The sequence below is a fragment of the Pseudomonas syringae pv. tagetis genome (genome assembly GCF_022557255.1).
Taxonomy (GTDB): domain Bacteria; phylum Pseudomonadota; class Gammaproteobacteria; order Pseudomonadales; family Pseudomonadaceae; genus Aquipseudomonas; species Aquipseudomonas caricapapayae.
Genome location: NZ_CP092923.1, coordinates 3,501,608 through 3,524,562 on the forward strand (window position 1 = coordinate 3,501,608; position 22,955 = coordinate 3,524,562).

Below are 22,955 nucleotides of genomic sequence, written 5' to 3' on the forward strand. Positions count from 1 at the left end.
GCAGTAAAAGGAACACGCGGTCACCCGCTACTTTCTTATTAGTGGCAGTGCTTGTTACAGGTATGACTGGAAAAGACGGTTCATGCCTGCCGCAACCAGGTCTCCCAGTGCGAGTCATTGATGATGCTGCGCGCGCGCATATGCTTCCAGGTGCCGTACTTGTAGAAATCGAAGTCCAGTTGCGACACCGCATGCTGGACCATCGCCCAGGTCGACCATTTGATATCTGCCAGAGCCTTGTTGAGCTTGATCCGCGCGATGGTTTGCACACTGACCTGACCGAAGTAATCCTCGAGCAGCGCCAGCTCCATGTCGTCGCTGAAAAACATCTCGCCGAACCACAGCGCCAGCTCGTAATGGCGATCGTTATTGGAGGCGTATTCGAAATCTACCAGGCGAATCTGACGATCCGCGTTGAGCATGAAATTGCCGGCCAGCGTGTCGTTCATGCACGGCGCCAAATCAATTCCGGAGGCTTGCAAAGCAGCTTTCGCACGCTGATATTGCAAGCACAGCCAATCATCGTCCAGAGGCTTGACGCCCTGTAGTTCGGCCACCTGGCTCTGGTGTTCGGCAATCATGTCGAACACTGTCTTGGTCTGTTTCAGCAGTGGCTGATCATTGAACGCCTTGAGTCCGTGCAAGGCACCGTGACGTATGTCGCGCTGCAGGAAGTCATGATTGGACGATGCGCGCCAGCCCTCCATGAACTCGAACACTTCGACACCGAATGCTTCGAGAAACGCAAACACCGGCGCGCCATAGCCGGTTTGCGCGGCCTTCACACTGGCTTCGTGAGCGGTGTAGCGGTCGATGAACATTTCTGTACCGGCACCCGGCACCTTGAAAAAATAAGCCGTATCGGCACCCTCGACCTCGACCCGCCAGTTGGTGTTGGAGATACCGCCGCTGACCGGCTCGTAGCCGACGCGTCGTCCCCGCCAGCTGTCGATACTGCGCACTGCGGCTTCCAGCTGTTGCTCCTGGGTACTCACGGACTGCCCTAACGTTTTCATGCTCTACCCTCTTGAACCTGACGCATCCAGCCTTCCAGCCGCGGGTCCTGAACGCACTGCCGACAACGCAGCAATGTCCATTGCCCGACTTTGGAAAACTCCAGTGGCCGTGAGGACGTCGTACCCGCCCAGAGCCCCCACAATGTCCAATACCAGTCGTTGATCAGTGCATACAGCCTGCAGACGGCATAATCGACTTCCATGCATTGCCCGGCCCAGGCGCTGATCCCTTCGCGCCACTGGCTTTCGAACGAATAAAGTTCATTAAGGGTGATCGCAACGTCGTACCACGGGTCCGTGCAGCCGCCATAGTCAAAATCCACAAGGCGCAACCGGCCTTCGCTTGACACCATGACGTTGCTGGCCACGCCGTCGCCATGCACCGGAACTGCCGGCACAGGGCGGGACTGTAACGCCTGCCAGACCATGTCGACGCAACGGTCGATCCACTGGTGTTCGGCTGGCAGTGCAACGTTGTCACCTTCGCACAGCGCGCGAAGCCGCTCGATATCCGCCATCGGCGAGCGCACAAAATCAGGCGGAGGACCGGCATGGACCTGCCGTTTCAGCGCCCACAGCACCTGAAGCCGGCCCGGCGCGAGCAGGTCATCAAGCCGGGCAGCACGCCAGTTCACACCCAGGTCTTCGAAGATCAGCACGCCATTGGCCTTGTCGGTGCCCAGCAAGCGCGGCGCGGCACCCGTGCGGCCTGCATATTCGCTGGCCTGCGCCGCACGCTCGATATCGATCAATTGCGCCATGTCGGCATGCAGCACCTTTGCGTATACACCGCCCTGCGCAGCGTTTACCCGAAACCCCTTCCACTCGGTCGACAGCCTGGAGGGTGATGCAACACCCTGAGTGACGACAGCAGTGTCAGCGTCGGCGTCGAACCCGCAGTTTGCCAGTGCGCCGAGCAGGCGTGCGGTCAAGTCGTCGGCATAGGACATGGTCGACCCTCAACGAAACGAATGGGATGAGCTGCAAGCCCGATACAGCAAACCAGTCAGCATGCGCAAACCGTTGCGCATATCCTGATCGCTGGTGTATTCGGCCTCGTTATGGGAAACGCCATTGCTGCTGGGGATGAACAGCAGACACACCGGATAGTGACGGTTCATGCTGATTGCATCGTGGCCGGCGACGGTCTGGCTGTCGGCGGTCGACAAACCCAGCTCGACGCCTACCGAGTGCGCCAGTGCCGCAAACCCTTCATGCAGCCTTGCAGGCGGACGCAATACGCTGCTTTCCACTTCAAACCCGGTCAGGGTTCTGTCAGCGATAGCGTGCAGCGTGGAATCCAGGCGCCATGCCGCAGCACTGAGCAGGTCGACGTCGCGGGATCGGTACTCGATCAGCAGTGACACCCGCGACGGCACGACATTGGGTGAATTGGGGTAAACCTCTATACGCCCTACCGAGCTGTGCATCTGCAGGCCGTGTTGTCCGGCCTCTTCACGCACCGCCGTAATGGTGTGTGCGGCAGCCAGCAACGCATCCCGGCGAGCGGCCATCGGCGTGGGGCCGGTGTGGTTCTGCTCGCCGTCGAAGCGCACCCGTCGTTTGAGCGCGGCCCAGGTTTCCCGCACCACACCGATCGCCGTCTGGCTGCTTTCCAGGCCAGCGCCCTGCTCGACATGGATTTCGACATACCCGGCGATATTCAAATCGACGTGATCATTACCCAGATAGCCGATGGCCTGCAGCGCATCCTTCAAACGGATGCCATCCCCGTCACGGCTTTCCCAGGCAGTGTCCAGCGCCAGAGCGCCGGTGAATACGCCGCTGCCGATCAGGCTGGGCTGAAAGCGTGCGCCCTCCTCGTTGGTCCAGTTGACGACCGCCAGATTGCAGCACGGGGTTTCGTCGCGCTCACGCAGTTGCCGCGCCAGACCGGACACCGCCACAGCACCGGCAAGCACACCGTATACGCCGTCGAAACGCCCTGCGCTCGGCTGACTGTCCAGGTGTGAGCCACAAAGCACATACGGCGCGTCGGGATCAAACGTCATGAGACCGAACATGTTGCCAATCGCATCGACACGCACTTCAAACCCATGCTCGTTCAGCCAGTCCCGAAACAGGTCGCGCACCCGACCGTCTTCGGCCGATGCCGCCAGCCGGTGCAGGCCGCCCGCGGGCGTCGCGCCAATGGCCGAGCTTTGCCGAAACAGGGCTTCGAACGCTGCCAGATCGACTGCACCCGGTTCGATCAGCTCAGGGGTAGAGGGTATCGACATGATCTTTCTCCAGGCGTGTCACAAACTCGTCGGATAACGTGCGATTGGTGACCAGGGTCGTGATCGCGGCAAACGGCAGGGTATTGATAAAGGTGCGATGACCGAATTTGCCGTCGTCGGCCAGCACAACGCTGCGCGTGCAGTGCCTGACCAGCGTCCTGCGCAACATGGCCTCGGGTTCCTGGTAGTCCATCAGCCCGAGGTCCAGGTCTATGCCGCCGATGCCCATGAATGCAATGTCGTAATGGAACTGTCGGGCGAATTCCAGCGTGTGCGGCCCGATCAAGGCATTGTCGGTGCGCCGTACATCGCCGGGCGCGACCAGCACCTGATTGTCGCTCTGGTGCGATATCAACTGAGCGATGTCCAGCGAGTTGGTGATGATCTTCAACTGATTGAATCGTGTCAGTTGCTGGGCCAGTGCCAGGGTCGAGGTGCCGGTGTCGAGAAAGATCGCCATGCCCTCGCTGACCAGTTGCGCAGCGCGTGTAGCGATACCCGCCTTGGCGCGGGGCTTGAGCCTGCTGCGTTCCTGTAAAGGCAATTCTTCGCTGGATCTGGGCAGAATCGCTCCGCCGTGAATTCTTCTTAAGCGGCCCTCTTCTTCCAGATGCTTGAAGTCGCGGCGGATAGTCTCTTCGGACACGAACAACAATTGCGCAAGGTCCGACGCCTTGACCCGCTGTTGCTGGCCGAGCAGGCGCATGATTTCGTCCAGACGCGGCTGGTTGAGCATAGGGGTGACATTCCGTTGCAAAGTAACGACTCCAGTGTCCGGGCCCGTTGGCCGTTGATCCGCAAGCAAGAGCGACATACTTACTGCCCCAGAATCGGTGGCAAGTGTTGATCCCACGGCGCGATGGCCTCTACCGCGGCACAGAATTGCAGCACTAGGGCATCGGCATAGCGTGGCCCCACCACCTGCAGACCAATGGGCAGCCCGCCAGCGCTCCATCCGCAGGGCAGACTGGCTGCCGGGTTACCGGTGATGTTGAAAGGGTAAGTGAACGGCGTCCAGCGCGCCCATGGCACAGCGCCATCCTGTCCGGTGTACCCGGCAGGTGCCACATCGTCGGCGGCAAACGGCAGGATCGGCAGCGTCGGCATGAGCAGCAGATCGTAATCCTCGAACAGCGCATGAACCTGGTTGGCAAAGGCTGCGCGCTGCTGGAGTGCCTGTAGATAATCACTCAGGCTGTACTGGGCAGAACGCCTGATCAGGTCGGCAAAGCCCGGATCGAGTTGCTCCATCTGCTGCGCAAGCGCTTTGCCGTAGGCAATACCGCGCCCGGCGACCCATAAGGTTTCGAACGTCGCCAGCGGGTCCTGCCAATCCGGCTTGAGTGTGCTTACCGTGACGGGCAGGGACCGGGCGATATTGCCCACAGCAGCGTCAACCGCTGCGGCAATTTGTGGATCGACCGGCGTGTCGAACAAGGTCGGACAGAAGCCGATACGCAGCGGATCGAGCGGCTGATCGCAACGCGCCAGAAAGGACTCGTCAGGGGCTGGCAGCGCTTGGTGATCCAGCGGATCGGGCCCTGACAGGATATCGAACAGCAACGCGCTGTCACGCACGGTTCGGGTGATCGGCCCGGCGTGACTGAGCATTTCGGTGGCCGACCAAGGCCAGGTCGGGATACGCCCCAATGTGCCCTTGAGGGCAAACGCGCCACAGAACGAGCCGGGAATGCGCACCGAGCCGCCCCCGTCGGAACCCAATGTGGCAGGCACCATTCGCGCGGCCACGGCAATCGCCGAGCCTGAACTGGAACCGCCACTGGTGAGTGTCGGGTCCCAGGGATTACGCCCGTTACCGAACACCCGCGACGTACTTGCACCCGTCCAGCCGAATTCGGTAGTCGCCGTTTTGCCCAGAATGATCGCGCCAGCGTCCTTGAGGCGGCGGATGATCGGCGCGTCCTGTACAGGGACCGAATCCAGAGCAGTCAACGAACCTCGTGTGGTGCGCAGACCTGCCGTCGAAAAAAGATCCTTGATACCAAAAGGTATGCCGTGTAACGGGCCACGTACCTGACCACGCTGCAGTTCGGCCGTCATGCTCCATGCTTGTTCAAGCGCGACTTCGGCGTAGACATCACCAAATGCATTGAGTGTGGGATTGTGGGTTTCAATCGCTGCCAGACACAACTCGGTCAAGCGTATCGACGTCATGCAGCCCTTGCGAACGAGCGCGGCGGCTTCGATCACAGTAGGCATGGACGATGGCTTGGGCTCGATCAATGTTAATACCTCTGCGCAATGCTCGACATAAACGACCGTCGGGGCATTACATTCAGCAGGCAATGATGAGTCAAGTGGGTTTTGTTGGATATATTGAATTTGTGGTTTTAAATTTTGTAACAGCACCGTCGCGGTGCTAAAAAACGGCAAAAGTCGCCACTCGCCCAATTGCGGTGCGCACTTGAAAAAGCCGGAAGAAGAAAAAAGAAGGACGATGGACCATCAGACAGAACAGCGCCTGTCCATGGCGCGGTTCTGACGTTGCAAGCGTATTTCAAGTCAGCGATCAGACTGCCAGATCGTGAGCATGGAACTCGGTCACACCGACCAACTGGATTTCAAAGTCTGCATGCAGGTCGCCATTGACGTTGCCCGACAATACATGGTCGGCAAAGCGCAGTTGGCCAGCCCCGGTGAACTCGCCGCTGCCAATGAAGCTGAAAGCATCGAGGGCCTTGGTGTCCACGTTGGCGTCCATTTTGAGGAAGCTCAATTTGTCGCCCTGCTGACTACTGAAATCGGTGATCACGTCGCTGGCGTGGCCTTTGCCCATTTCCGCCAGGTTATTGAACACGAAACGATCAGCGCCGGTGCCTCCGGTCATGATATCGGCACCCAGACCACCCACCAGCTTGTCGTTGCCTGCACCGCCGAAGAGAACATTGTCTGCGTCATTGCCGGTCAGCGTGTTGTTACGATCATTGCCCAGCAACGTGAAAGCGCCCTCACCCTTGACGTGGACGTTCTCAAAGTTCGCCAACGGTCCGGCATTGAGGTTGATGACCTCTGCCACAGCGGAGGTGTTGTTGTAGGTGATCTTCAGCGTATCAGTGCCTTGATCGGCCTTTTCCTGAACCAGTGCCAGTTCGTCGGCCTGATCGATAACATAAGTATCGTTGCCAAGCCCGCCGATCAGGGTATCCAGACCGCCGCGACCATCGAGCACGTTATCCAGGTCGTTGCCGATCAATGTGTCATTGAAAGCAGAACCGATGGCGTTTTCAATGTGCGCACCATAGGCAATCGCCAGACCCGAATTCATCAGCGTCGGGACGTCCGGATTCTCGTTGTAATCAAGGAAAGCCTTGCCGATGGTGCTGAACTCACCCTCGTTGAGGTTGATCTTGACAAACGACGCCTGATTGCTGGCATCAATCGTGTCTTTACCGCCCGCGTCCCAGATGGTTTCGAATACCGACTGATCGGGCGCCCATTTGTAGACGTTGTTTTCCGTGTGATAACTCGTGTTGGCACCGTAGATGAACTGCATGGCGGCCACATCGAGCAACATCGGCGTGGTGGGTTTGAAACTGTAATTATTGGTGTAGCTCATAATGGTGTAGCGGGCATCTTCGAATTTGGCATCGAGCAGCACGTCGTTGTATTGAGTGGCTTCGAACGAATGTTTCAAGCCCAGTGCAACACCCGTCCCGTGCATGAACGTGAGGTAATCATCCGTACCTTTGGCAGGGTCGGCCGCATTGACTTTCGGCCCGATCCAGACATCGCCGGACCGGCCCAGCGTACCTGGCGCGTAAGCCTGACCAAACACAGTGCCATTCAGACTCTTGAAACCACCTAAACGGATGTCTCCGACATTGTCGGCGGTGTCCTGAACCTCGGTGAATTTGATATCTGCCACTGCACTCCATGCATCCAGCGCGCTTCTGGCCGCCGCAGCCTGAGCATCAGTCAGGGAATAAGCATCGCTGGGCTCCTGAGAACGACTGTAGTCAGTGGCGTAGACGGAGTCAGCGGTATGAAAGCTGTAAGTCAGATGGGTACCGGTCGTATCGCCTAACCAGAACGGCCCCCATAACAGGCTGGTGACTCTGTCATCGGACGCCCCCTCGGGCAAAAGTTCGGCAGGGCTTGAATCATTTGGGCCAGGCATCGGCGTTGCTCCTGAAGAATACAGACGTTAGTGATTAACCAATGATCTTTGCCAAGGCAAAAACCGGCAGGCAGTCTATTACACAACGGGTAAAATATGGACACAATAAGTTACAGTTAGAGTGCAAAAGTCTACCGTTGCGCACGATTGACGACAGCAAATTTTTTATTAAGCCGCCTCTTTAAACTTTATGACGCCCATCATTTAACAATGCGCCCAGTTACATCACTTCAAACCCCGGTCATGCGTGTTGAGAGTGATTATCCTGGCGACAACGGGCACCGGTATTCAGCCTCGATGGCCGGCAGGCCGTTGCTACCGCCGCTGACAGAGCGTCAGGGCCTGCTCGGGCCGTGCTGATTTATGCGGCGTATGCCTTGCTGCCATCTACAAATCATAGGCATCATAAGACCTTAATTTCATCTGATCGCGGTGCGCCCACATGACCCACCACCCTGCGCCACTTCCCGCCAACGAGGAAGAACGAGTCCTCTCCCTTGAGCACCTCAAGATACTGGACAGCGCGCCCGAGCAAGACTTCGACGACATCGTGCTGCTCGCCACCACGCTGTGCGACGCGCCTATCGCTCTGGTCTCGCTGGTTGACCGAGAGCGCCAGTGGTTCAAGGCCTGCATCGGCCTGGACGTAAAAGAAACCCACCGCGATCTGGCATTCTGCGCCCATGCCATCCTGCAACCCTCCGATGTGCTGGTGGTGGAAGATGCAACCACCGATCCTCGCTTCAAGGAAAGTCCGCTGGTGCTGGGGCCTCCCTACATAAGGTTTTATGCGGGCGCGCCGATTCGCACCGACTCAGGCCATGCGCTGGGCACCGTGTGCGTGATCGATATCTGGCCGCGTGTGCTGACCGAACAACAGCGTCTGGCACTGCTGGCACTGGCGCGTCAGACTGCAGCCTTGATGCAGTATCGTCTGCTGACAGAGCAGCGTGACCAGCATGCTGCAGAGCTGGCTCTGGGACTCGAAAGCGCGCAGAGTCAAAGCCTGGCGATGGAGCGCAACCTGCGCCAGTCACAACGGGTGTCGTCATTGGGAATGCTCACGGCGAGCATCGCGCATGATTTCAACAACCTGCTTCAGGCGCTGAGCGCCAGTCTGCAACTTATCCGCATGCGTTCGCGCCGCCCGATCGATGTCGAAACGCTAAGCGATACCGGCCTGCGGGCTGTGGATCACGGTCGTCAACTGGTTACCCGCCTGCTGAACAGCGTTCGTCAGGACGGACCCGACCTGATCTGCATCGATGTCAGCGAACGGATCGATGCAGCCCGCGACCTGTTACTGCGCTCGGCGGGCGACGAACTGGAGCTGTCGTTTGACCTTTCCGCCCCAGGCTGGGGCGTCCTGTGCGCAGAAGCGCAGCTGCATGCCGCGGTATTGAACCTCCTGACCAATGCCCGCGACGCGATGTCCGGGCCAGGCAAAGTGCATATCGCCACTCGACTGGAATCCGTCAAGGAAGATCCTCGACTGCCGGAAGGCGATTATCTGGTACTCAGCGTGACGGATGATGGCCCTGGCATGGCAGCCGAACTCAAGGAACAGATATTCGAGCCCTTCTTCACCACCCGAAGTTCCGATCCGGGTGCCGGTCTAGGGCTCGTCCAGGTGCAGGAGTTTGCGGTCAATGCAGGCGGAGGAGCACGCGTCGAGACACTGCCGGGAAGCGGCACGACCGTGCATCTCTATCTGAGAATACTGGGGCCGATCAACGTAACGGCTTAACCCCCTTCACACCCCGCAGCCTTGATATTCATTACATGAATAGCAGGCTGCGGCATGCTCATTCAGCGCATGAATTACAGCCTCTTCATCATCACAATACCGTTGCACTTAACAACCAATAACTGCCTTTAAAAAACAAACAGCATTCTTTCTTTTTTACAAAAAAATACACACACGGCAATCCCGTTTGCCGATTCGTGACTATATTCAATCGACAGCAAACATTCTGTTTGCGCTACTGCCTTGGCAACAGGATGTTTGCTGTGGGAATGGCCGGATCATCAAAGTGACCGGGCTGATTGATGTCAGCGAGGGCAAGTCATACACCAAGACCTCGGACATGAAGCAGCGCGCCCGTCCGGGCATTCCCGGCAAAACCACGATTGTCGGCACCTCCAGCAGTGCCGAGATAAGGGAGGTTTTTTTCTACGCCAAGGAAAACGACGGCCTGACGGCCGAGGGTGCCAGCAATGTATGGATCAATCATGTCACCATCTCTTATTCCATTTTCCGCAACCATGAAAAGAATAACCTGATCGGTTCCAACGACACTAAAACGACCGATGACGGTAAACTGAAAGTCACTATCCACCACTCGTTATTCGAGAACATTTCCTCTCGCGGGCCCCGTGTACGTTTTGGCCAGGTTCATCTTTACAATAACTATCACACCGGAAGTACCCGCCATAAGGTCTACCCGTTTATGTATGCCCAGGGCGTGGGCAAAAGTTCCAGAATCTTCGCTGAGCGTCATGTGTTCGATATCAGCGGCATCAGTGGTTGCAGCAAAGTTGCAGCCGATTATGACGGCAGCGTCTACCGTGATAGCGGATCGCTGGTGATCGGCAGCGCAGAGGGATAGTGGTACTCGATCACGTCGTCGAGATAAACATAAGGATCTGGAAAACAGTCGGCGGCTGGCAGTCCCTCGATAGCCATAAGGAAGACAATCCCGACGGGCTGGAAATCGGACTCACGCTACAGACCCGCAGTGGCGAAGAACACTATCGCAAGGTGCTGGGACCGCTGAAATAGGTTTTGTACGAAAAGTCGACGGGCGAAGGTCAGGCAAGTTGAAAACAGGCGATGACCGGCCGGGGTTGCAGCGCAGGCATGCGCCTGATAGTGGTATAGGCAATGCTTCCGATAAGCCTGAAACGTCTTAAAACTGACATTTCTGACAGCATACGAAGGGCCTGCAGCCCGGCAGAATAGAGCCATGAACAAAGCAACTACGGGGCTTTCCGGCAACGGTTTACTTGGTTGTTTATGACGTCAGTCGTCTAGCGGTTAGGATACCCAGACAACTGAGAGGCGGTGGTTCAATCCCACCCTGACGTCACCCCTTTCAAAAGGGCCGAACAGCTGACGTTCGGTCCTTTATTTCCGGCCTCTTTCAATCATGTCTCCAGGCACCTGGAGCCCCAGTGACGACGCAGTACCGCACTGACCACCGGCTGGGCGTCGACCTGTAAAAGCAACGCATGAAAGTCAGGCCGGGTTGCGTGCAGATGCTCGCGTGTGCCGCTCCATCTCGTTACGACAGAGGCCAGAATTTCCACGGCACCGGGATCATCGCAACACCACAGGTCTGCGCGACCAAACAGGTCGGCGAAAGTCTCCCAGTTTTCGTACAGCCTTGCGCGGGTTCCCGATTCAAGTACCGCATCGAGCGTTTCGTCAGAGTCCGACAGCCAGCGTTGCGGGTAATCGATGATCCCTATAGGGGCATAACAGTTGGCAGTGATGTACACCAATGCGCGAAAGGCTTGAGCACGCAGTGCGGGGTTGCCGGGCAGAAGTCCGGACTCGGGGTGCTCCAGCCCCAGATGAATCAGGATCGCAGCGCTTTCCGTCAGTACCGAGCCATCGGTCAGTACCAGTGTGGGCACCTGCAACAGTGGATTGACCCGTCTCAACGCTTCCTTGCCAGGCCCCTCTTCCCATCCACAGGCTCTGAACAAGGTAAAAGCAACCGAGCAGCGCCAAAGCGCTATCTCGATGGCTGCAGAACCCGAACGCTCGACGCCAAAAAGCGTGTACATGCCAATGCTCCTAGTCAGGTGCTAAATGCTCAATCCGCACAGTCACACTGCCGGGGGAGCAAACAAACGGGCGTGCATAAAGTCAATGAATACTCGCAGACGCAGCGAAAGGTGCTTGCTGGATGGCCAGAGCAACCTGAAACTCCCTGTATGTACCGTGTAGTCGGTCAGTATCGGCACTAACTCGCCACTGCGAATGGCCGATGAAATCATGAAGTCCGGCAGGCAGGCAATTCCTAACCCTGCACGCGCAACATCGACAAGGATTTCAGTCGTGTTACACACCATCACCTGAGGTAAATCGAGATCATCGGCACCTGCCTCCCGGCGTAGCGGCCAGTGCTCGAATTTGCCCGAAGAGGGAAACCTGTGCAACAGGCAGGCATGTCGACTCAAGTCCGCAGGATGTTCAGGTATGCCGTGCCGGTCAAAATAGTCCGGCGCACCGACAATCGTCAGTTGAAATCCCCCCATACGCTTCGACATCAGGCCAGAGTCGCCGGGGTCTCCCGTGCGCAAAACGATATCAAAGCCCTCCTCGATGATATCGACCATGCGGTCCGAGAAATCGATGTCCAGTTCGATCTCGGGATAGGTACGCATGAAGTCGATGATCACCGGCATGACCAGCCCGCTGACCAATGGCAGGCTGATGCGTAACCTGCCTCTGGGCATATCTCTGGCGTTGCTCAACTCCATTTCTGCCGTTTCAAGTTCGGACAGAACACGTCGACAGCGTTCAAGAAATATCGAACCTTCCAGGGTCAGCGCGATACTGCGCGTACTGCGATGAAAGAGCCTGACACCCAGGCTCTCTTCCAGACGACCGATACTCTTGCCTACCCCCGACGATGAAATACCCAGCCGCTTACCTGCCTGGGTAAAACTCCGTGTTTCCGCCACCAGAACAAACACCGAAATGCTACCGAGCGATTCCAATACCCACTCCTATTAAGGACAGCCTTGTCCTATACGTTCGGAACATAAGCCTGTTTTTGTTTGCATACGCAACCCCTAATCTCCCGGCAGGGCGATTGCCCTTGGATAAACGCGTGCAATTCATCCAAACCTGCGCACGCTTCACAGGGAAATTGCTCATGACTTCAGTAAGCCAGGTTCAAGCCTCATCCTCTACCAGACGGTGGGGACAGCTGTTTGCCGCCTGCCTGACAGGCATTTTGATTCCACTCTGCTTCACGGGGCCTGCAGTGGTTTTGCCCTCGATAAACAAGGCGTTGGGTGGATCTGCCGTCGAACTGACATGGGTCATCAACGCCTACATCCTGACTTACGGCAGCGCCATGATGGCCGCAGGAAGCCTGACGGATATCTACGGCAGAAAGCGCGTGTGGCTGATCGGGCTGGCGATATTCGTGCTGTCCACCTTCGCCATCCCAGTGGCCTCATCCGTCGTCCAGATCGACGTACTTCGACTGATTCAGGGCCTGGGCGGCGCAGCGGCATTCGCTGGAGCAATGTCATCGCTGGCCCAGACCTTTCATGGGGCTGAGCGCACCAGGGTGTTCAGCCTGCTGGGCACCACGTTCGGCATAGGCCTGGCGTTCGGTCCTCTTGCAGCTGGCTCGCTGGTTGACTCGGCCGGCTGGAAATGGTCATTCCACGCCACTGCCCTTATCGGCGTCGCAGGTTTTTTTCTGGTGCTGTTCAGCGCCACGGAATCCAGAGATCCCGATGCCACAGGGATGGATTGGCCAGGCGCTATCAGTTTTACCGCGGCACTGACCCTGTTCACTTACGCGATCCTGCTCGCCCCTGAAGACGGCTGGACCCATCCGTTGGTCGTAGGCGGCATCCTCGGTTCACTGCTGCTGTTCTGGATATTCATCGCAGTGGAACAGCGCGTGGCCAGGCCGATGCTCGATCTGTCACTGTTCAGGAGCGCGCGTTTTGTCGGCGTACAGATTCTTGCGGCCAGCCCCGCATTTTTCTTTGTCGTACTGATCATCATGTTGCCAGCCCGCTTTATTGGTATCGACGACCTCAGCGCGCTGGAAACCGGGCAGATGATGACCGCCCTCGCTGCGCCCTTGCTGGTCGTGCCGATGCTTGCCGCGCAACTGGCGCGTCGTTTCACGTCCGGGCTGTTGTCCGGCGTCGGGCTGCTGCTGGTAGCCGTCGGGCTGTTGTGGCTTGCACTGGCACTGGACAGCGGCGCAATCAGAACCGCTTTGCTGCCGATGGCGCTGATCGGTATCGGTATCGGCCTGCCTTGGGGGCTGATGGACGGCATGGCGATCAGCGTGGTCGAAAAGGAACGCGCCGGCATGGCTACCGGCATCTTCAATGCCGTGCGCGTTTCCGCCGACGGCATTGCCATTGCGTTCGCAGGTGCACTGCTCGCCACGTTCATTCAGTGGGGCCTGTTCGACGCATTGAAGGCTGTCGCACCTGAAACAGTGACCGATGCGGCCAACCGCGCCGCATTGGGCGACCTGCAGAATGCGATCGGTCTTCTACCCGGCCAGGCTGAGCTGCTGCACCAGCAGTACGCCATCGCGTTCCGCAATCTGCTGTTCATTCTCAGCGCAGCCACCGTACTCACGGCAGTGGCTGTCTTTGTCCTGCTCGGGCGCGTGCGCGCTCATGAGGAGCCGCCAGTGGAGCCGTCCGACGCCCTTGATCTGGCGGGTGAAACCAAGTGAAAGCCTATGAACTACCCGACACGAACCGGCACCCGGCCTTCGCAAAAGTATTCACACCGGGCCATCTCACGTTCGGTCTGATTGCGCCACTGGAAGGTTATCCTGATGCCGCAGCGCCCACCATGAAAGACCACGTGGCCCTCGCAAGGCAGGCAGACAAAGCCGGCTTCGCTGCACTCTGGCTCCGGGATGTACCGCTTCTTGACCCCGGATTTGGCGATGCAGGTCAGATATTCGATCCCTTTGTGTATGCAGCACTGCTGTCCGCAGTGACCACACAAATCTGCATCGGGACCGCCGGCATCGTACTGACGCTGCGCAATCCAATGATGGTCGCCAAACAGGCCTGCAGCGTGGATGTGTTGTTGGAGGGGCGTTTCCTGCTGGGCTTGTCGACGGGTGACAGGCCCGGTGAGTACCCCGCCTTCGGTGAGAATTTCGACACGCGTGCAGAGCGTTTCAGAGAAGGTATCGAGATGTTGCACGCGGTGACCGAGCGCTCGTTTCCAGCATTCTCGTCGCGCTATTACGGGCATCTCAATGGCGCAATGGATCTACTGCCGAAACCTTTTTTCGGACGGTTGCCGATGCTCGCCATTGGCCGCTGTCAGCAGGACGTCAAATGGCTGGCCAATCATATGGACGGCTGGATATGGCACCAGAGCGGCTTCAACACCTTGCCAGAGGTGATCAGTCATTGGCGCGATGCCAATCAGCAGAAACGGTTCAAGCCCTACGGCTATGCGACGTTCTTTGATCTTGACGACAACAAGGACGCGCCCATGAAAGTCGGCCGTGGAATCAGTACTGGACGAAACGCCCTCATCGATCTGTGGCAGCGTCAACGGGAACAGGGGGTTTCGCATGTTGCGCTTAACCTGAAACCACTGAAACGCCCGGCCACTGAAGTGTTGCAGGAGCTGGAGGAGTATGTGCTGCCGTATTTCCCGACCCGACGGAATGATCATGCATCAACGAACATTTCGTCTGCACGGCCGCTGTCGGCACAGGATTCAGCAAGGAAGAACGACATCAAAACCGACCTGGGAGGTCATCATGCGCGCTGAAAAATCTTATCCGATAAAGACCAACCCGATGCGCAGCAGTCGCAACAAGATACAGCTGGGGGTTTTCTCCACCAATACCGAAGGCGGCTGCACCGTCACCAATGCGCCGGAACGCCTGCGTGGAGACGATTGGGCAGGTAATCTGGAAATCGCCCGGGTAGCCGACGATGCAGGATTCGAAGCATTCATACCGGTGGGCCGCTGGAAAGGTTTCGGCGGCACCAACAACACAGGCGGCGTTTGTTTCGAAACCTACACCTGGGCTGCCGGAATTGCAGCCCTGACCAACCAGATCGCAGTCTTCACCACCTCGCATCTGCCCACCGTGCACCCCCTGTTTGCAGCCAAGCAGGCGGTGACCATTGACCACATCAGCGGCGGGCGCTTCGGGCTGAACATCCTGTGCGGCTGGTACGGGGCTGAAATGCGCATGTTCAGCGGCCACATGATGGAGCACGACAAACGCTATGACTACGCAGAAGAATGGCTGCACATTGCCAAAAATGCCTGGGAACAGCAAACACCATTCGATTTCAAAGGCGAGTACTTCACCATCTGCGACGCTATCTCGCAGCCTCAGCCACTCAACACTCCCTACCTGATCAACGCAGGCGGCTCACCACGCGGCAAACGGTTCTGCGCCGAGCATTGTGACGCCGCGTTTCTGATCATCAAACACCTCGACGGTGAAGAAGCCGTCCGGCAACAGATTGCCTCCTACAAGGACTTGGCAAGGCAGGAGTTCGGGCGCGACATAAAAATCTGGTGTTATGGCTACGTCGTGCAGAAAGACACTCAGGAACAAGCGGACGCTTACCTGGACTATTACGCCACTGAAATGGGTGACGATGAGGGCTGCGATATCATCACGGGCGAGTTGGGGATTCAGACCGGTATTTTCACCCCGGAAGACGCGGTGCGTTTCCGCTTTCATTTCAAGGCGGGGTTTGCAGGCGTACCCCTGGTAGGCACACCGGAGCAGATCGTCGAACTGTTCAAGAAATACGCTGACTGGGGAATCGACGGCATAGCCCTGACATGGCTTGATTACCATGAAGGCATAAAGGATTTTGTGCGGGAGACACTGCCGCTGATGGAACAGGCGGGCCTGCGCGAAGCGTTGAATGTCGAGGCAATCACGTCGGGTGTCGCCGCCGAAGTAGCCTGATGCGAAAGGACTCCCTGAACGCCGTATCCTGGGAGTCCTTTACCCGGACGACTTAAATGGCCAGCATCCGTTGCGGATTGCAAAGGGTGATGTGGGCGCGGCGTTCGCTGCTCAGACCGAATGCGTCGAACCACTGCCCGCTCATCGACAACCACTCGTGCACATCGATCTGGCTGGTCTGGCCCAGGTCCGAGCTGTAGACCACATTGGGCACACGGCTCAGTACATCGCTGAAATCCTGCTCATCCTGATAGCCCAACAAGTAAGTCAGCGCCGTCTGCTCGATGTAGACGGATGGTTCATTGCCGATAACCGCAAGTTCGGCTGCTTTCAGGCCGGTCAACGGGTTGGCTGGCTGATTGAGCATCAACCTCGGCACGCCGATCCGCACGGCCTCGTCGATCAGCGCCCTGACTTCGTCGGCATCGGCATGCCCTGTCGATATGACCAGCGGATAATCACGCGCCATCTTGAGAATATCCAGCGCCTGAGGCGTAAGGCGTCCGTTCTGCGCTGTCACTCGGGCAGGCTTGATGGGCTTTTCCTGCAACAGCGGATGGCTCAAATTGCGCGCCAGCGTACTGGTATGGGTCCTGCCCGTAACGGTTGGAAAGTGAACAATGAAACGCCCGGGTTCATCACCCCGCAAACACAAGCTGCGCTCCACTACACGGTAGTCAATGCCGCCAGCAATCTCGTTCAGCACCACTGAACCGCTGACCGCAAAGCCCTGATCGCGTGCTTCCCACGCCTGAGCCGCGGTGCACCCCAGGTGATTTTTCAGCACCACCCGGCCCTGTACCGCTGCATAGCGCCTGCCCGCCTCAATCGCGCCATGACGGCGAACGAACGCGTCAGGATTGGCGTGGTAGTGCACATCAATAAAGCCTGCTTCCTCGACCTGACTCATTGCACGCACTCGCGACTGGTTAACAGAAAGGTATCGATGCTCTCCAGTACCCGACCCAGGTCATCAGCCAGCGGACGCATCCCGCCATCAGGCACGCACAGTGAACGCTGTTTTCGGCCCTTGGTGCGCGGCACATGGTTCGCACCCACCAATTGGGACTTTTCGCCAAACACGCTCAGCACTCGCCCTGGGTAATCGAGCAGGCACTCACTGATGTCCAGACCGCCCAGCAGCCGGAACCCCAGTGTCAGACGTTGCCCTTGTGTCGAGAGCATGGCGTCACTCTCAGTGCAAAGCAGTTCCAGTGCTTCCTGCACCTGGCCTTCTGGCAATACCAGATTGTCCAGCAAGTACCTGGCATGCTCGACATGCCCTTCTTCTGCCAGATCCGCCATACGCCCGAGCCTGGAATCAAGCAACCTGTCGGCTTTGGCGGGTGAAGAAAGCAACAACAAGGCAGGCGTCGACCTCAGCCACGAAGTACCTGCCAGCGCCTGCACCAGCGCGCCGCCAAGGGCCACGCCGACGAGCACGTCCGGCACGCCCCACGGCTCGAGCGCGCAGACCCAGCGCTGGGTAAATCCGTCAAAGCCTTCACCGGACACCACTGGCAGGGACAGTGAATCAAAAACTGTGACCTGATAACCGGCTGCCGTGAAATGCTCGATCAGCGGCTGAGCGAACCCACCCGCATCCCAGACCGGCATTACCGGCGAAAGAATGAATACGCTTGATTGCCCGACACCAAAGGTCTGGCAGGTGATGCAATGGCTCATGGCGTTTGCTCCTGCAAAAATGACAAGACCCGCTGTTTCAAGCGGGTCCGGTCGTTGGTTCATCCTGATGGGTCAGCGGGTTGTGCGAAGGCGTTCGACACTGGCGGCATACTCGCGCAGGGTCGACTCGACAATGAGCTGCGCGGGCAATACATCCTTGATCAGATCCGCCACTTCGCCCGCCCAGATGGCCCGGATACTCACATCATCGGCCGCCATGGCCGCTTCATAGTCCAGACGCAATTGACCCGCCGATGCCGCAAATGCCTGCTCCTTGCCCACCCAACTGGCGGAAAATTCATTGCCGATCACTCGCCCGCTGTAGCCCTCGGGCCAGTCGATGCCGCGCACCTGATCGAAGATCCGGGTGCGCACCGTATCTTTCGCTACCGCCTGTAACAGGCGCTGCTTTACCCGCTCGGAAGGAAGCGCCTCCTGCGAAGCCAGAAAACGTGTGCCCATCATCACGCCGTCCATACCCAGCGCCAGCGCGGCAGCCATGCCCCGTCCGTCGGCAATCCCGCCGGCACCGACAAGCACAACATCCTTCCCGACCGCGTCGCGAACTGCCGGAAACAGCGGCAATGAAGCGCGTCGCAAACTGTGACCGCCCGCCTCGGCCCCTTGCACGATCAGCGCATCGGCACCGGCGTCCAGCGCGTAAAGCGCTTGATCGACGTCATGAACCTGGACGATGACTTTGACATTGGCCTGTTGAATGGGCCGGACAAAAGGACGCACATCACCAAACGATAACGCCACCACGGATGGGCGATACTCAAGCGCCAGGTGAAGCAATTCGAAATGCTTCGCCACGGTAAACATCACCAGACCCACACCCCAGGGCTGCTGCACGTCCTGCATCATCTCCAGCTCGTGCGCCATCCATTGCGGGTCGCCGTAACTGGCCCCCACCAGACCGAGCCCCCCCGCCCGGGATACGGCAGCCGCCAGACGCCCTCCTGAGGCGCCGCCCATCGGGGCCAGCATCAGAGGGTGTTCAATTCCGAGAAGCGAAGTCAGTGCTGTATTGATCATGGCCATCGCGCATAACCCCTGTGCAAATCCGAGTGAATGTCAGACGAAAGCGGCCTGTGCGCCGCCTTCCTCTGCAGTGGATGGATCAACCCGCTTTCTGTAATGCGAGTTCAGGGGTGATGTACTCGGCGACGTTGTAGAGGTGATATTCCCAGGTGCCGGTTTCCTTTAAACGGGAATACCGCGACAGAAACTCCTGGTCGATAAAAAGCGACTCGAACTGACTGCGGTCACTCCATTGCGCCTGATTGATGACGGTCTTGCCGTCCGTGCTTTTCATCAACCGGCTCCATTTGAAAGCACTGTAGGTCCGCGCGACGTAACTGACCGTCTCTTCAAGAATCTCAATGGCCAGATCCTGGGCACCCTCGTTTACCTGCACTACATTGATCAGATAGACCGCCTTGTCATCGGTGACGGATTGAGCGTCGAACAATTCCATTTTCATAATCAGTTCCGTTCAGTCAGAAGAAGTAGTCAAGCGAAAAGCGGTGCTGAAGCCGCCGGTTTACCGTCTTGCCAGAGCAGCGGCGAGATCGCCTCGGCCGCCGTTGTTTTCTCGACCAGACCGATAATGATTTCGTGAGTGCCGCAGGTCATTCGTTGAGCCACCGAGCAGAACAGCGTCGCCTGGGCCGTACGCAGATACGGAACGCCCCTATCCTGCTGCCAGTCTCCGCTGTCGAACCGCGCCGGGCCGTTGACCGCTCCGCCAAATACGCTGACCAGCTCTGCCTGACTGGTGTGCAGCAGGTTGACCGAGAACTTTCCGCTCTCAAGCAAAGGCAGGTAAACGCTGGCGCTGTGATTGATGCAAACCAGAATGGACGGCGGATCGCTGCATACCGAACTGACTGCCGTGGCTGCCATACCGTACGGCGTGCCCTCATGCTCGGTGGCAACAAGGGTGACGGTGGACGTCAGGCGGCGCATTGCTTTCTTGAACGCACCGATATCAATGTCCGGAGACTCACATGCACGCTGTCGAGCGTGGGGCTCTGACACATTTGCATCTACGGTCAATCGCGATGCCTGAGTCATGACCGCTCTCCCACGCTGACTTTTTCAGCGTCAGTCAGCCAGGGTTGGTCGTAACGGTAGGTACTGCGAGCATTCTCCAGAGTCGAGCCCGCAGCTATGGCCTCGATAATCTTGCGCTCCGTCTGCTCCACCGCTTGGGCACGACGTATAACCTCGGCTGCCAGTTGTTGTGGAACGACCACGCAGCCGCTGCCATCGCAGACCAGCAGGTCACCGGGGCGGACCGTAATACCCTCAATGACGACTGGCACCTGAACCGCCTTGAGTTGCGCGCGATTCTTGGCTGACTGCATGAACCGCCCGCGACTGAACAACGGATAGCGGCACCTGATCACAGTATCGATATCACGCGCCATGCCATCGATAACGGTGCCTTTGATGCCGTTGGCCAGGGCGAAATGGGTCATGATATCGCCCCAGACAGTGCAATCCTGGCGCCCGACGTTGGAGGACACAATCACCGCGCCGGGAGGCACCTGATCAATGTAGTTGGCAGCCCCCTTGAACCCTGCTGACGCATCGACAGCTTCGTACTGCACGGTAAATGCGACACCGACACAACGCGTACCCGGCACCTGCGAAACGATACCCGGCAACCCGCCGTCGATGCCGAGGCTGTCCAGAGCATCCGACAGCGAGGCGGTGTCCAGATGTTCACAGGCCTCCAGTACGGCTCGCGTCACTGATACGGCTTCAAAGTGCGCTGACATGGCGTTCTCCCTGAACCGAAGCCTGTCCGGTGTGATACCCGAAAGAGCCGGCCTGCAACTCGATGCATTGGCGGACAATCGCTTCGCCCACCTGCTCGGTCGTGTGGGAACCACCAAGGTCATAAGTACGTATGGGCGATTGTGAAACCAGGCTGACAGCGCGGGTAATACACGCCGCCTGCGCGGCATACCCCAAATGCTCGAGCATCAGCGCAATGGCCATGAACATGGCTCCGGGGTTGGCCTTGTTCAGCCCCGCATGGGCCGGCGCACTGCCGTGTACAGGCTCGAAATAGGCCCCTGAATTTCCGAAGTTGCCACTGGGCGCGAACCCCAGGCCACCCATGACGCCCGCGCCGAGATCGGAAAGAATATCGCCGAACATGTTTTCGGCAACAATCACCCCGAAACGCTCGGGACGCTGCACCATCCACAAGGCAACTGCATCGACATTTTCGATGGCAGCGGTTATGTCGGGATAACGCTGTGCGATTTCCTCAAAAATACCCCGTGCGTAAGCACTGCTGTGGCGCAGGACCATCGGCTTGTCGACAAAGGTCACTGAGGTGAAGGCGTTCTGGCGGGCATATTCGAATGCGTACTCAAAAATACGCGTCAAGCCGCTTCGCGTTTGCAGGCGCAATGTGACTGTCGCATCGTCCTGCCCTTCTCGCTGCCAGGACGCGCCAAGCGCTTCTCGCTCTTCGAGCAGCGGCAGCAGTGCATCTGGAATACGCCCGAAATCCAGCCCTGCATAAAGGCCTTCGGTGTTTTCTCTGATCACGACAAAGCGAAATCTGTTTTCGCCGGTCATGTCTGTTACCGGACGTACATTCGCGTACAGATCAAGGTTCTGCCTGAGCTGAATGACCGGACTGACATAGCGGCGGTTCTGGCCCTGAAGCGCCAGTGGCAATTCTGCTTCCGCCTCTGCCAGCGGCTTGCTGGTTATTGCGCCCAGCAATGTCGCATCGCAGTTCGCCATGATTTCCCAGGTTCGGGCAGGAACGGTTTCACCGTCGCGTTTCCAGCATTCCCAACCGATATCTGCGGTTATCAAATCGAACGGCAGGTCCAACGCAGCGATCACCGGAAGCGCTGCCGCCATGACTTCAATGCCGATCCCGTCGCCGGGCAGGATACCTATACGCTTGCGGGGCATCTGACGGGTCATAGCGCCACCCCCTTTACGCTGCTCGCCAGTTCATTGAAGGCATTCGACAATACCGCTCGCGGAGCAAGACGCGCCACCTTGTCCTGCTGATGCATGACCTCGAGCGCTCGGTACTCGGAGGTCAGTTGAAACCGTTCAAGGGTATCTCGCACCCGCCGATTACTGTCGTAGGGGAAGTTGTAGGTGCCCAGAATGATATCCATCAGCGGGCTGGGCATATTGTTCTGCGGGACCGAACTGGCCGTGGCTTCCGACAGTTCAATCACCTTTACCAGATCGTATCCGTGACGGATGCCGATACGTTCCAGATACGCAACGAACATACTCAAGTGCAGGTTGCCTGCTCCCTTGCCCATGCCACATATGGACGTGTCGATATACTCAGCACCGGCTTCGATAGCCGCCGATGCATTCGCCAGTGCCAAAGACAGATTGTTATGGGCGTGAAACCCCAATGGCACCAGCAAGCGGCTAGCAAGGCGACTGAACAGCCGATGTACATCGGTTGGCAACATATGACCGTTGGAGTCCGCACAACAGATGATGTCCGCGCCGGCACCTTCGGCACGAACGGCCGTATCAAGCACCGCTCCCGGCGTCTGCGATGTCACATGCGTCACATTGGCGCTGACACTGAAGCCGTGATCGCGGGCCAGTGACAAAGTCGCCAGGCCCTCATCCAGCTGGTCGCGTCGCAGACAGACACGAATCATTGAAACACCCTGCTCCTTGAGCATGGCAAAGTCGTCTGCCGTGATGTTTTTAGGGTGAACCATAACCGCCAGTTCGATGCGTCCATCGGCTGCTTTTATGATTTTCTCAATGAAGCGTGCGCCCACATCACTGGTCAGCCCGTGCTCTCCCTTCGGCGCAAACGATCCTTTGCAGTAACCAATTTCACAGAGGTCGACACCTGCGTCCGCCAGGCCTGAAGTCATAACCCGGGCCTGATCTTCCGTAAAATTGAAGTTGTTTCGATAACCACCGTCACGCAATGTAACGTCGAGAATTTTTATGTCGGCCATGAGAATCTCCGGCTGTCCTTAGGGTGTAAACAGGGTGCTTGAGATGATCTTGCCACTGCCTTTATTCTTGTAGTTGTACAACAGCGCCACACCTATCAAACATTGCCGAGCCGACACCTGAACGTCTCGGAGTTTCGAATCATTAACTTCTTAACTCGACATTGATCCTCGTCAAAATCGACCGCGTTGTAAATTGT

General features: G+C 57.9%; 20 protein-coding genes and 2 pseudogenes. 6 read left to right on the forward strand and 16 right to left on the reverse strand.

Translation table 11 applies throughout. The annotated features are described in order from the left end of the window. Positions 1 to 80 precede the first annotated feature (80 nt). The 6 genes from MME58_RS15550 to MME58_RS15575 form a co-directional block, all read right to left on the reverse strand. Entirely contained in the window at positions 81 to 1,016 is a 936-nt protein-coding gene (locus MME58_RS15550) for a choline kinase family protein (protein ID WP_054988241.1), read from the reverse strand. Further along, positions 1,013 to 1,966: an aminoglycoside phosphotransferase family protein gene (locus tag MME58_RS15555; protein WP_055007098.1), complete on the reverse strand. Its 954-nt coding sequence runs from the start codon at positions 1,964 to 1,966 to the stop codon at positions 1,013 to 1,015. Before MME58_RS15555 ends, MME58_RS15550 begins: the two co-directional genes overlap by 4 nt. Before the next feature lie 9 nt (positions 1,967 to 1,975). Next, complete coding sequence (locus tag MME58_RS15560) at positions 1,976 to 3,256, reverse strand: Zn-dependent hydrolase (RefSeq protein ID WP_054988465.1); 1,281 nt, start codon at positions 3,254 to 3,256, stop codon at positions 1,976 to 1,978. Next, complete coding sequence (locus tag MME58_RS15565) at positions 3,234 to 3,992, reverse strand: DeoR/GlpR family DNA-binding transcription regulator (RefSeq protein WP_055007097.1); 759 nt, start codon at positions 3,990 to 3,992, stop codon at positions 3,234 to 3,236. Before MME58_RS15565 ends, MME58_RS15560 begins: the two co-directional genes overlap by 23 nt. Positions 3,993 to 4,072: 80 nt before the next feature. Further along, positions 4,073 to 5,476 carry an amidase gene (locus MME58_RS15570; protein ID WP_054988463.1) on the reverse strand — a complete coding sequence of 468 codons (1,404 nt, stop codon included), beginning with the start codon at positions 5,474 to 5,476 and terminating at the stop codon, positions 4,073 to 4,075. Between the two features lie 310 nt (positions 5,477 to 5,786). After that, positions 5,787 to 7,394 (reverse strand): M10 family metallopeptidase, encoded by a 1,608-nt coding sequence (locus tag MME58_RS15575; RefSeq protein ID WP_054988462.1) that lies wholly within the window; start codon positions 7,392 to 7,394, stop codon positions 5,787 to 5,789. A gap of 442 nt (positions 7,395 to 7,836) precedes the next feature. Here MME58_RS15575 and MME58_RS15580 point away from each other — a divergent pair, with 442 nt between their 5' ends. The 3 genes and pseudogenes from MME58_RS15580 to MME58_RS15590 all read left to right on the forward strand — a co-directional run bounded on the left by MME58_RS15580 (position 7,837) and on the right by MME58_RS15590 (position 10,176). Further along, positions 7,837 to 9,141 (forward strand): GAF domain-containing hybrid sensor histidine kinase/response regulator, encoded by a 1,305-nt coding sequence (locus tag MME58_RS15580; protein ID WP_054988461.1) that lies wholly within the window; start codon positions 7,837 to 7,839, stop codon positions 9,139 to 9,141. A gap of 268 nt (positions 9,142 to 9,409) precedes the next feature. Then, positions 9,410 to 9,991 (forward strand): annotated as a pseudogene (locus MME58_RS15585) (pectate lyase family protein); the annotation flags it as partial. 11 nt (positions 9,992 to 10,002) lie between these two features. After that, positions 10,003 to 10,176, forward strand: coding sequence for a hypothetical protein (locus MME58_RS15590; protein ID WP_223813526.1), 174 nt, complete (start codon positions 10,003 to 10,005; stop codon positions 10,174 to 10,176). A gap of 365 nt (positions 10,177 to 10,541) precedes the next feature. Here the strand turns inward: MME58_RS15590 and MME58_RS15595 are convergent, their stop codons facing one another. Together MME58_RS15595 and MME58_RS15600 are read right to left on the reverse strand one after the other, a co-directional pair. Continuing rightward, positions 10,542 to 11,186, reverse strand: coding sequence for a glutathione S-transferase N-terminal domain-containing protein (locus tag MME58_RS15595; RefSeq protein ID WP_054988459.1), 645 nt, complete (start codon positions 11,184 to 11,186; stop codon positions 10,542 to 10,544). Positions 11,187 to 11,228: 42 nt separating this feature from the next. Next, positions 11,229 to 12,125, reverse strand: coding sequence for a LysR family transcriptional regulator (locus MME58_RS15600; protein WP_055007096.1), 897 nt, complete (start codon positions 12,123 to 12,125; stop codon positions 11,229 to 11,231). Positions 12,126 to 12,283: 158 nt separating this feature from the next. Here MME58_RS15600 and MME58_RS15605 point away from each other — a divergent pair, with 158 nt between their 5' ends. The 3 genes and pseudogenes from MME58_RS15605 (at position 12,284) to MME58_RS15615 (ending at position 16,084) form a co-directional block, all read left to right on the forward strand. Next, entirely contained in the window at positions 12,284 to 13,849 is a 1,566-nt protein-coding gene (locus MME58_RS15605; protein WP_054987117.1) for an MFS transporter, read from the forward strand. After that, positions 13,846 to 14,814, forward strand: a pseudogene (locus MME58_RS15610) (LLM class oxidoreductase); the annotation flags it as partial. The gene MME58_RS15605 and the pseudogene MME58_RS15610, both read left to right, overlap by 4 nt. 91 nt (positions 14,815 to 14,905) lie before the next feature. Further along, complete coding sequence (locus MME58_RS15615) at positions 14,906 to 16,084, forward strand: LLM class flavin-dependent oxidoreductase (protein ID WP_054987116.1); 1,179 nt, start codon at positions 14,906 to 14,908, stop codon at positions 16,082 to 16,084. 52 nt (positions 16,085 to 16,136) lie between these two features. Here MME58_RS15615 and MME58_RS15620 read toward each other — a convergent pair whose 3' ends face one another. From MME58_RS15620 to MME58_RS15655, 8 genes are all read right to left on the reverse strand, one after another. Then, the gene (locus MME58_RS15620) at positions 16,137 to 16,994 is read right to left on the reverse strand and encodes a DUF6282 family protein (protein ID WP_054987115.1); all 858 of its coding nucleotides are present in this window, start codon (positions 16,992 to 16,994) and stop codon (positions 16,137 to 16,139) included. Beyond that, the gene (locus MME58_RS15625) at positions 16,991 to 17,770 is read right to left on the reverse strand and encodes a hypothetical protein (RefSeq protein WP_055007095.1); all 780 of its coding nucleotides are present in this window, start codon (positions 17,768 to 17,770) and stop codon (positions 16,991 to 16,993) included. Before MME58_RS15625 ends, MME58_RS15620 begins: the two co-directional genes overlap by 4 nt. A gap of 72 nt (positions 17,771 to 17,842) precedes the next feature. Next, positions 17,843 to 18,814: an NAD(P)H-dependent flavin oxidoreductase gene (locus tag MME58_RS15630; RefSeq protein ID WP_055007094.1), complete on the reverse strand. Its 972-nt coding sequence runs from the start codon at positions 18,812 to 18,814 to the stop codon at positions 17,843 to 17,845. 79 nt (positions 18,815 to 18,893) lie between these two features. Next, complete coding sequence (locus tag MME58_RS15635) at positions 18,894 to 19,256, reverse strand: antibiotic biosynthesis monooxygenase (protein ID WP_054987112.1); 363 nt, start codon at positions 19,254 to 19,256, stop codon at positions 18,894 to 18,896. 29 nt (positions 19,257 to 19,285) lie between these two features. Beyond that, on the reverse strand, positions 19,286 to 19,768 hold the full coding sequence (locus MME58_RS15640) for a flavin reductase family protein (protein WP_055007149.1): 483 nt from the start codon (positions 19,766 to 19,768) through the stop codon (positions 19,286 to 19,288). A gap of 77 nt (positions 19,769 to 19,845) precedes the next feature. Beyond that, complete coding sequence (locus tag MME58_RS15645) at positions 19,846 to 20,559, reverse strand: RraA family protein (RefSeq protein WP_054987111.1); 714 nt, start codon at positions 20,557 to 20,559, stop codon at positions 19,846 to 19,848. After that, a complete protein-coding gene (locus MME58_RS15650; RefSeq protein ID WP_055007093.1) occupies positions 20,543 to 21,733 on the reverse strand; it encodes an isocitrate/isopropylmalate dehydrogenase family protein in 1,191 nt (396 codons plus the stop codon). Before MME58_RS15650 ends, MME58_RS15645 begins: the two co-directional genes overlap by 17 nt. Further along, the gene (locus tag MME58_RS15655) at positions 21,730 to 22,758 is read right to left on the reverse strand and encodes a beta/alpha barrel domain-containing protein (protein WP_054987109.1); all 1,029 of its coding nucleotides are present in this window, start codon (positions 22,756 to 22,758) and stop codon (positions 21,730 to 21,732) included. Before MME58_RS15655 ends, MME58_RS15650 begins: the two co-directional genes overlap by 4 nt. Between the last annotated feature and the right edge of the window lie 197 nt (positions 22,759 to 22,955).

Bases quoted from the DNA above. Each gene is read 5' to 3' on its own strand.
- MME58_RS15565 (WP_055007097.1), bottom strand. From the start codon at position 3,992: ATGCTCAACCAGCCGCGTCTGGACGAAATCATGCGCCTGCTCGGCCAG.
- MME58_RS15635 (WP_054987112.1), bottom strand. From the start codon at position 19,256: ATGAAAATGGAATTGTTCGACGCTCAATCCGTCACCGATGACAAGGCG.
- MME58_RS15605 (WP_054987117.1), top strand. From the start codon at position 12,284: ATGACTTCAGTAAGCCAGGTTCAAGCCTCATCCTCTACCAGACGGTGG.
- MME58_RS15555 (WP_055007098.1), bottom strand. From the start codon at position 1,966: ATGTCCTATGCCGACGACTTGACCGCACGCCTGCTCGGCGCACTGGCA.
- MME58_RS15645 (WP_054987111.1), bottom strand. From the start codon at position 20,559: ATGTCAGCGCACTTTGAAGCCGTATCAGTGACGCGAGCCGTACTGGAG.
- MME58_RS15560 (WP_054988465.1), bottom strand. From the start codon at position 3,256: ATGTCGATACCCTCTACCCCTGAGCTGATCGAACCGGGTGCAGTCGAT.
- MME58_RS15655 (WP_054987109.1), bottom strand. From the start codon at position 22,758: ATGGCCGACATAAAAATTCTCGACGTTACATTGCGTGACGGTGGTTAT.
- MME58_RS15595 (WP_054988459.1), bottom strand. From the start codon at position 11,186: ATGTACACGCTTTTTGGCGTCGAGCGTTCGGGTTCTGCAGCCATCGAG.
- MME58_RS15630 (WP_055007094.1), bottom strand. From the start codon at position 18,814: ATGGCCATGATCAATACAGCACTGACTTCGCTTCTCGGAATTGAACAC.
- MME58_RS15550 (WP_054988241.1), bottom strand. From the start codon at position 1,016: ATGAAAACGTTAGGGCAGTCCGTGAGTACCCAGGAGCAACAGCTGGAA.
- MME58_RS15650 (WP_055007093.1), bottom strand. From the start codon at position 21,733: ATGACCCGTCAGATGCCCCGCAAGCGTATAGGTATCCTGCCCGGCGAC.
- MME58_RS15575 (WP_054988462.1), bottom strand. From the start codon at position 7,394: ATGCCTGGCCCAAATGATTCAAGCCCTGCCGAACTTTTGCCCGAGGGG.
- MME58_RS15615 (WP_054987116.1), top strand. From the start codon at position 14,906: ATGCGCGCTGAAAAATCTTATCCGATAAAGACCAACCCGATGCGCAGC.
- MME58_RS15570 (WP_054988463.1), bottom strand. From the start codon at position 5,476: ATGCCTACTGTGATCGAAGCCGCCGCGCTCGTTCGCAAGGGCTGCATG.
- MME58_RS15580 (WP_054988461.1), top strand. From the start codon at position 7,837: ATGACCCACCACCCTGCGCCACTTCCCGCCAACGAGGAAGAACGAGTC.
- MME58_RS15620 (WP_054987115.1), bottom strand. From the start codon at position 16,994: ATGAGTCAGGTCGAGGAAGCAGGCTTTATTGATGTGCACTACCACGCC.
- MME58_RS15625 (WP_055007095.1), bottom strand. From the start codon at position 17,770: ATGAGCCATTGCATCACCTGCCAGACCTTTGGTGTCGGGCAATCAAGC.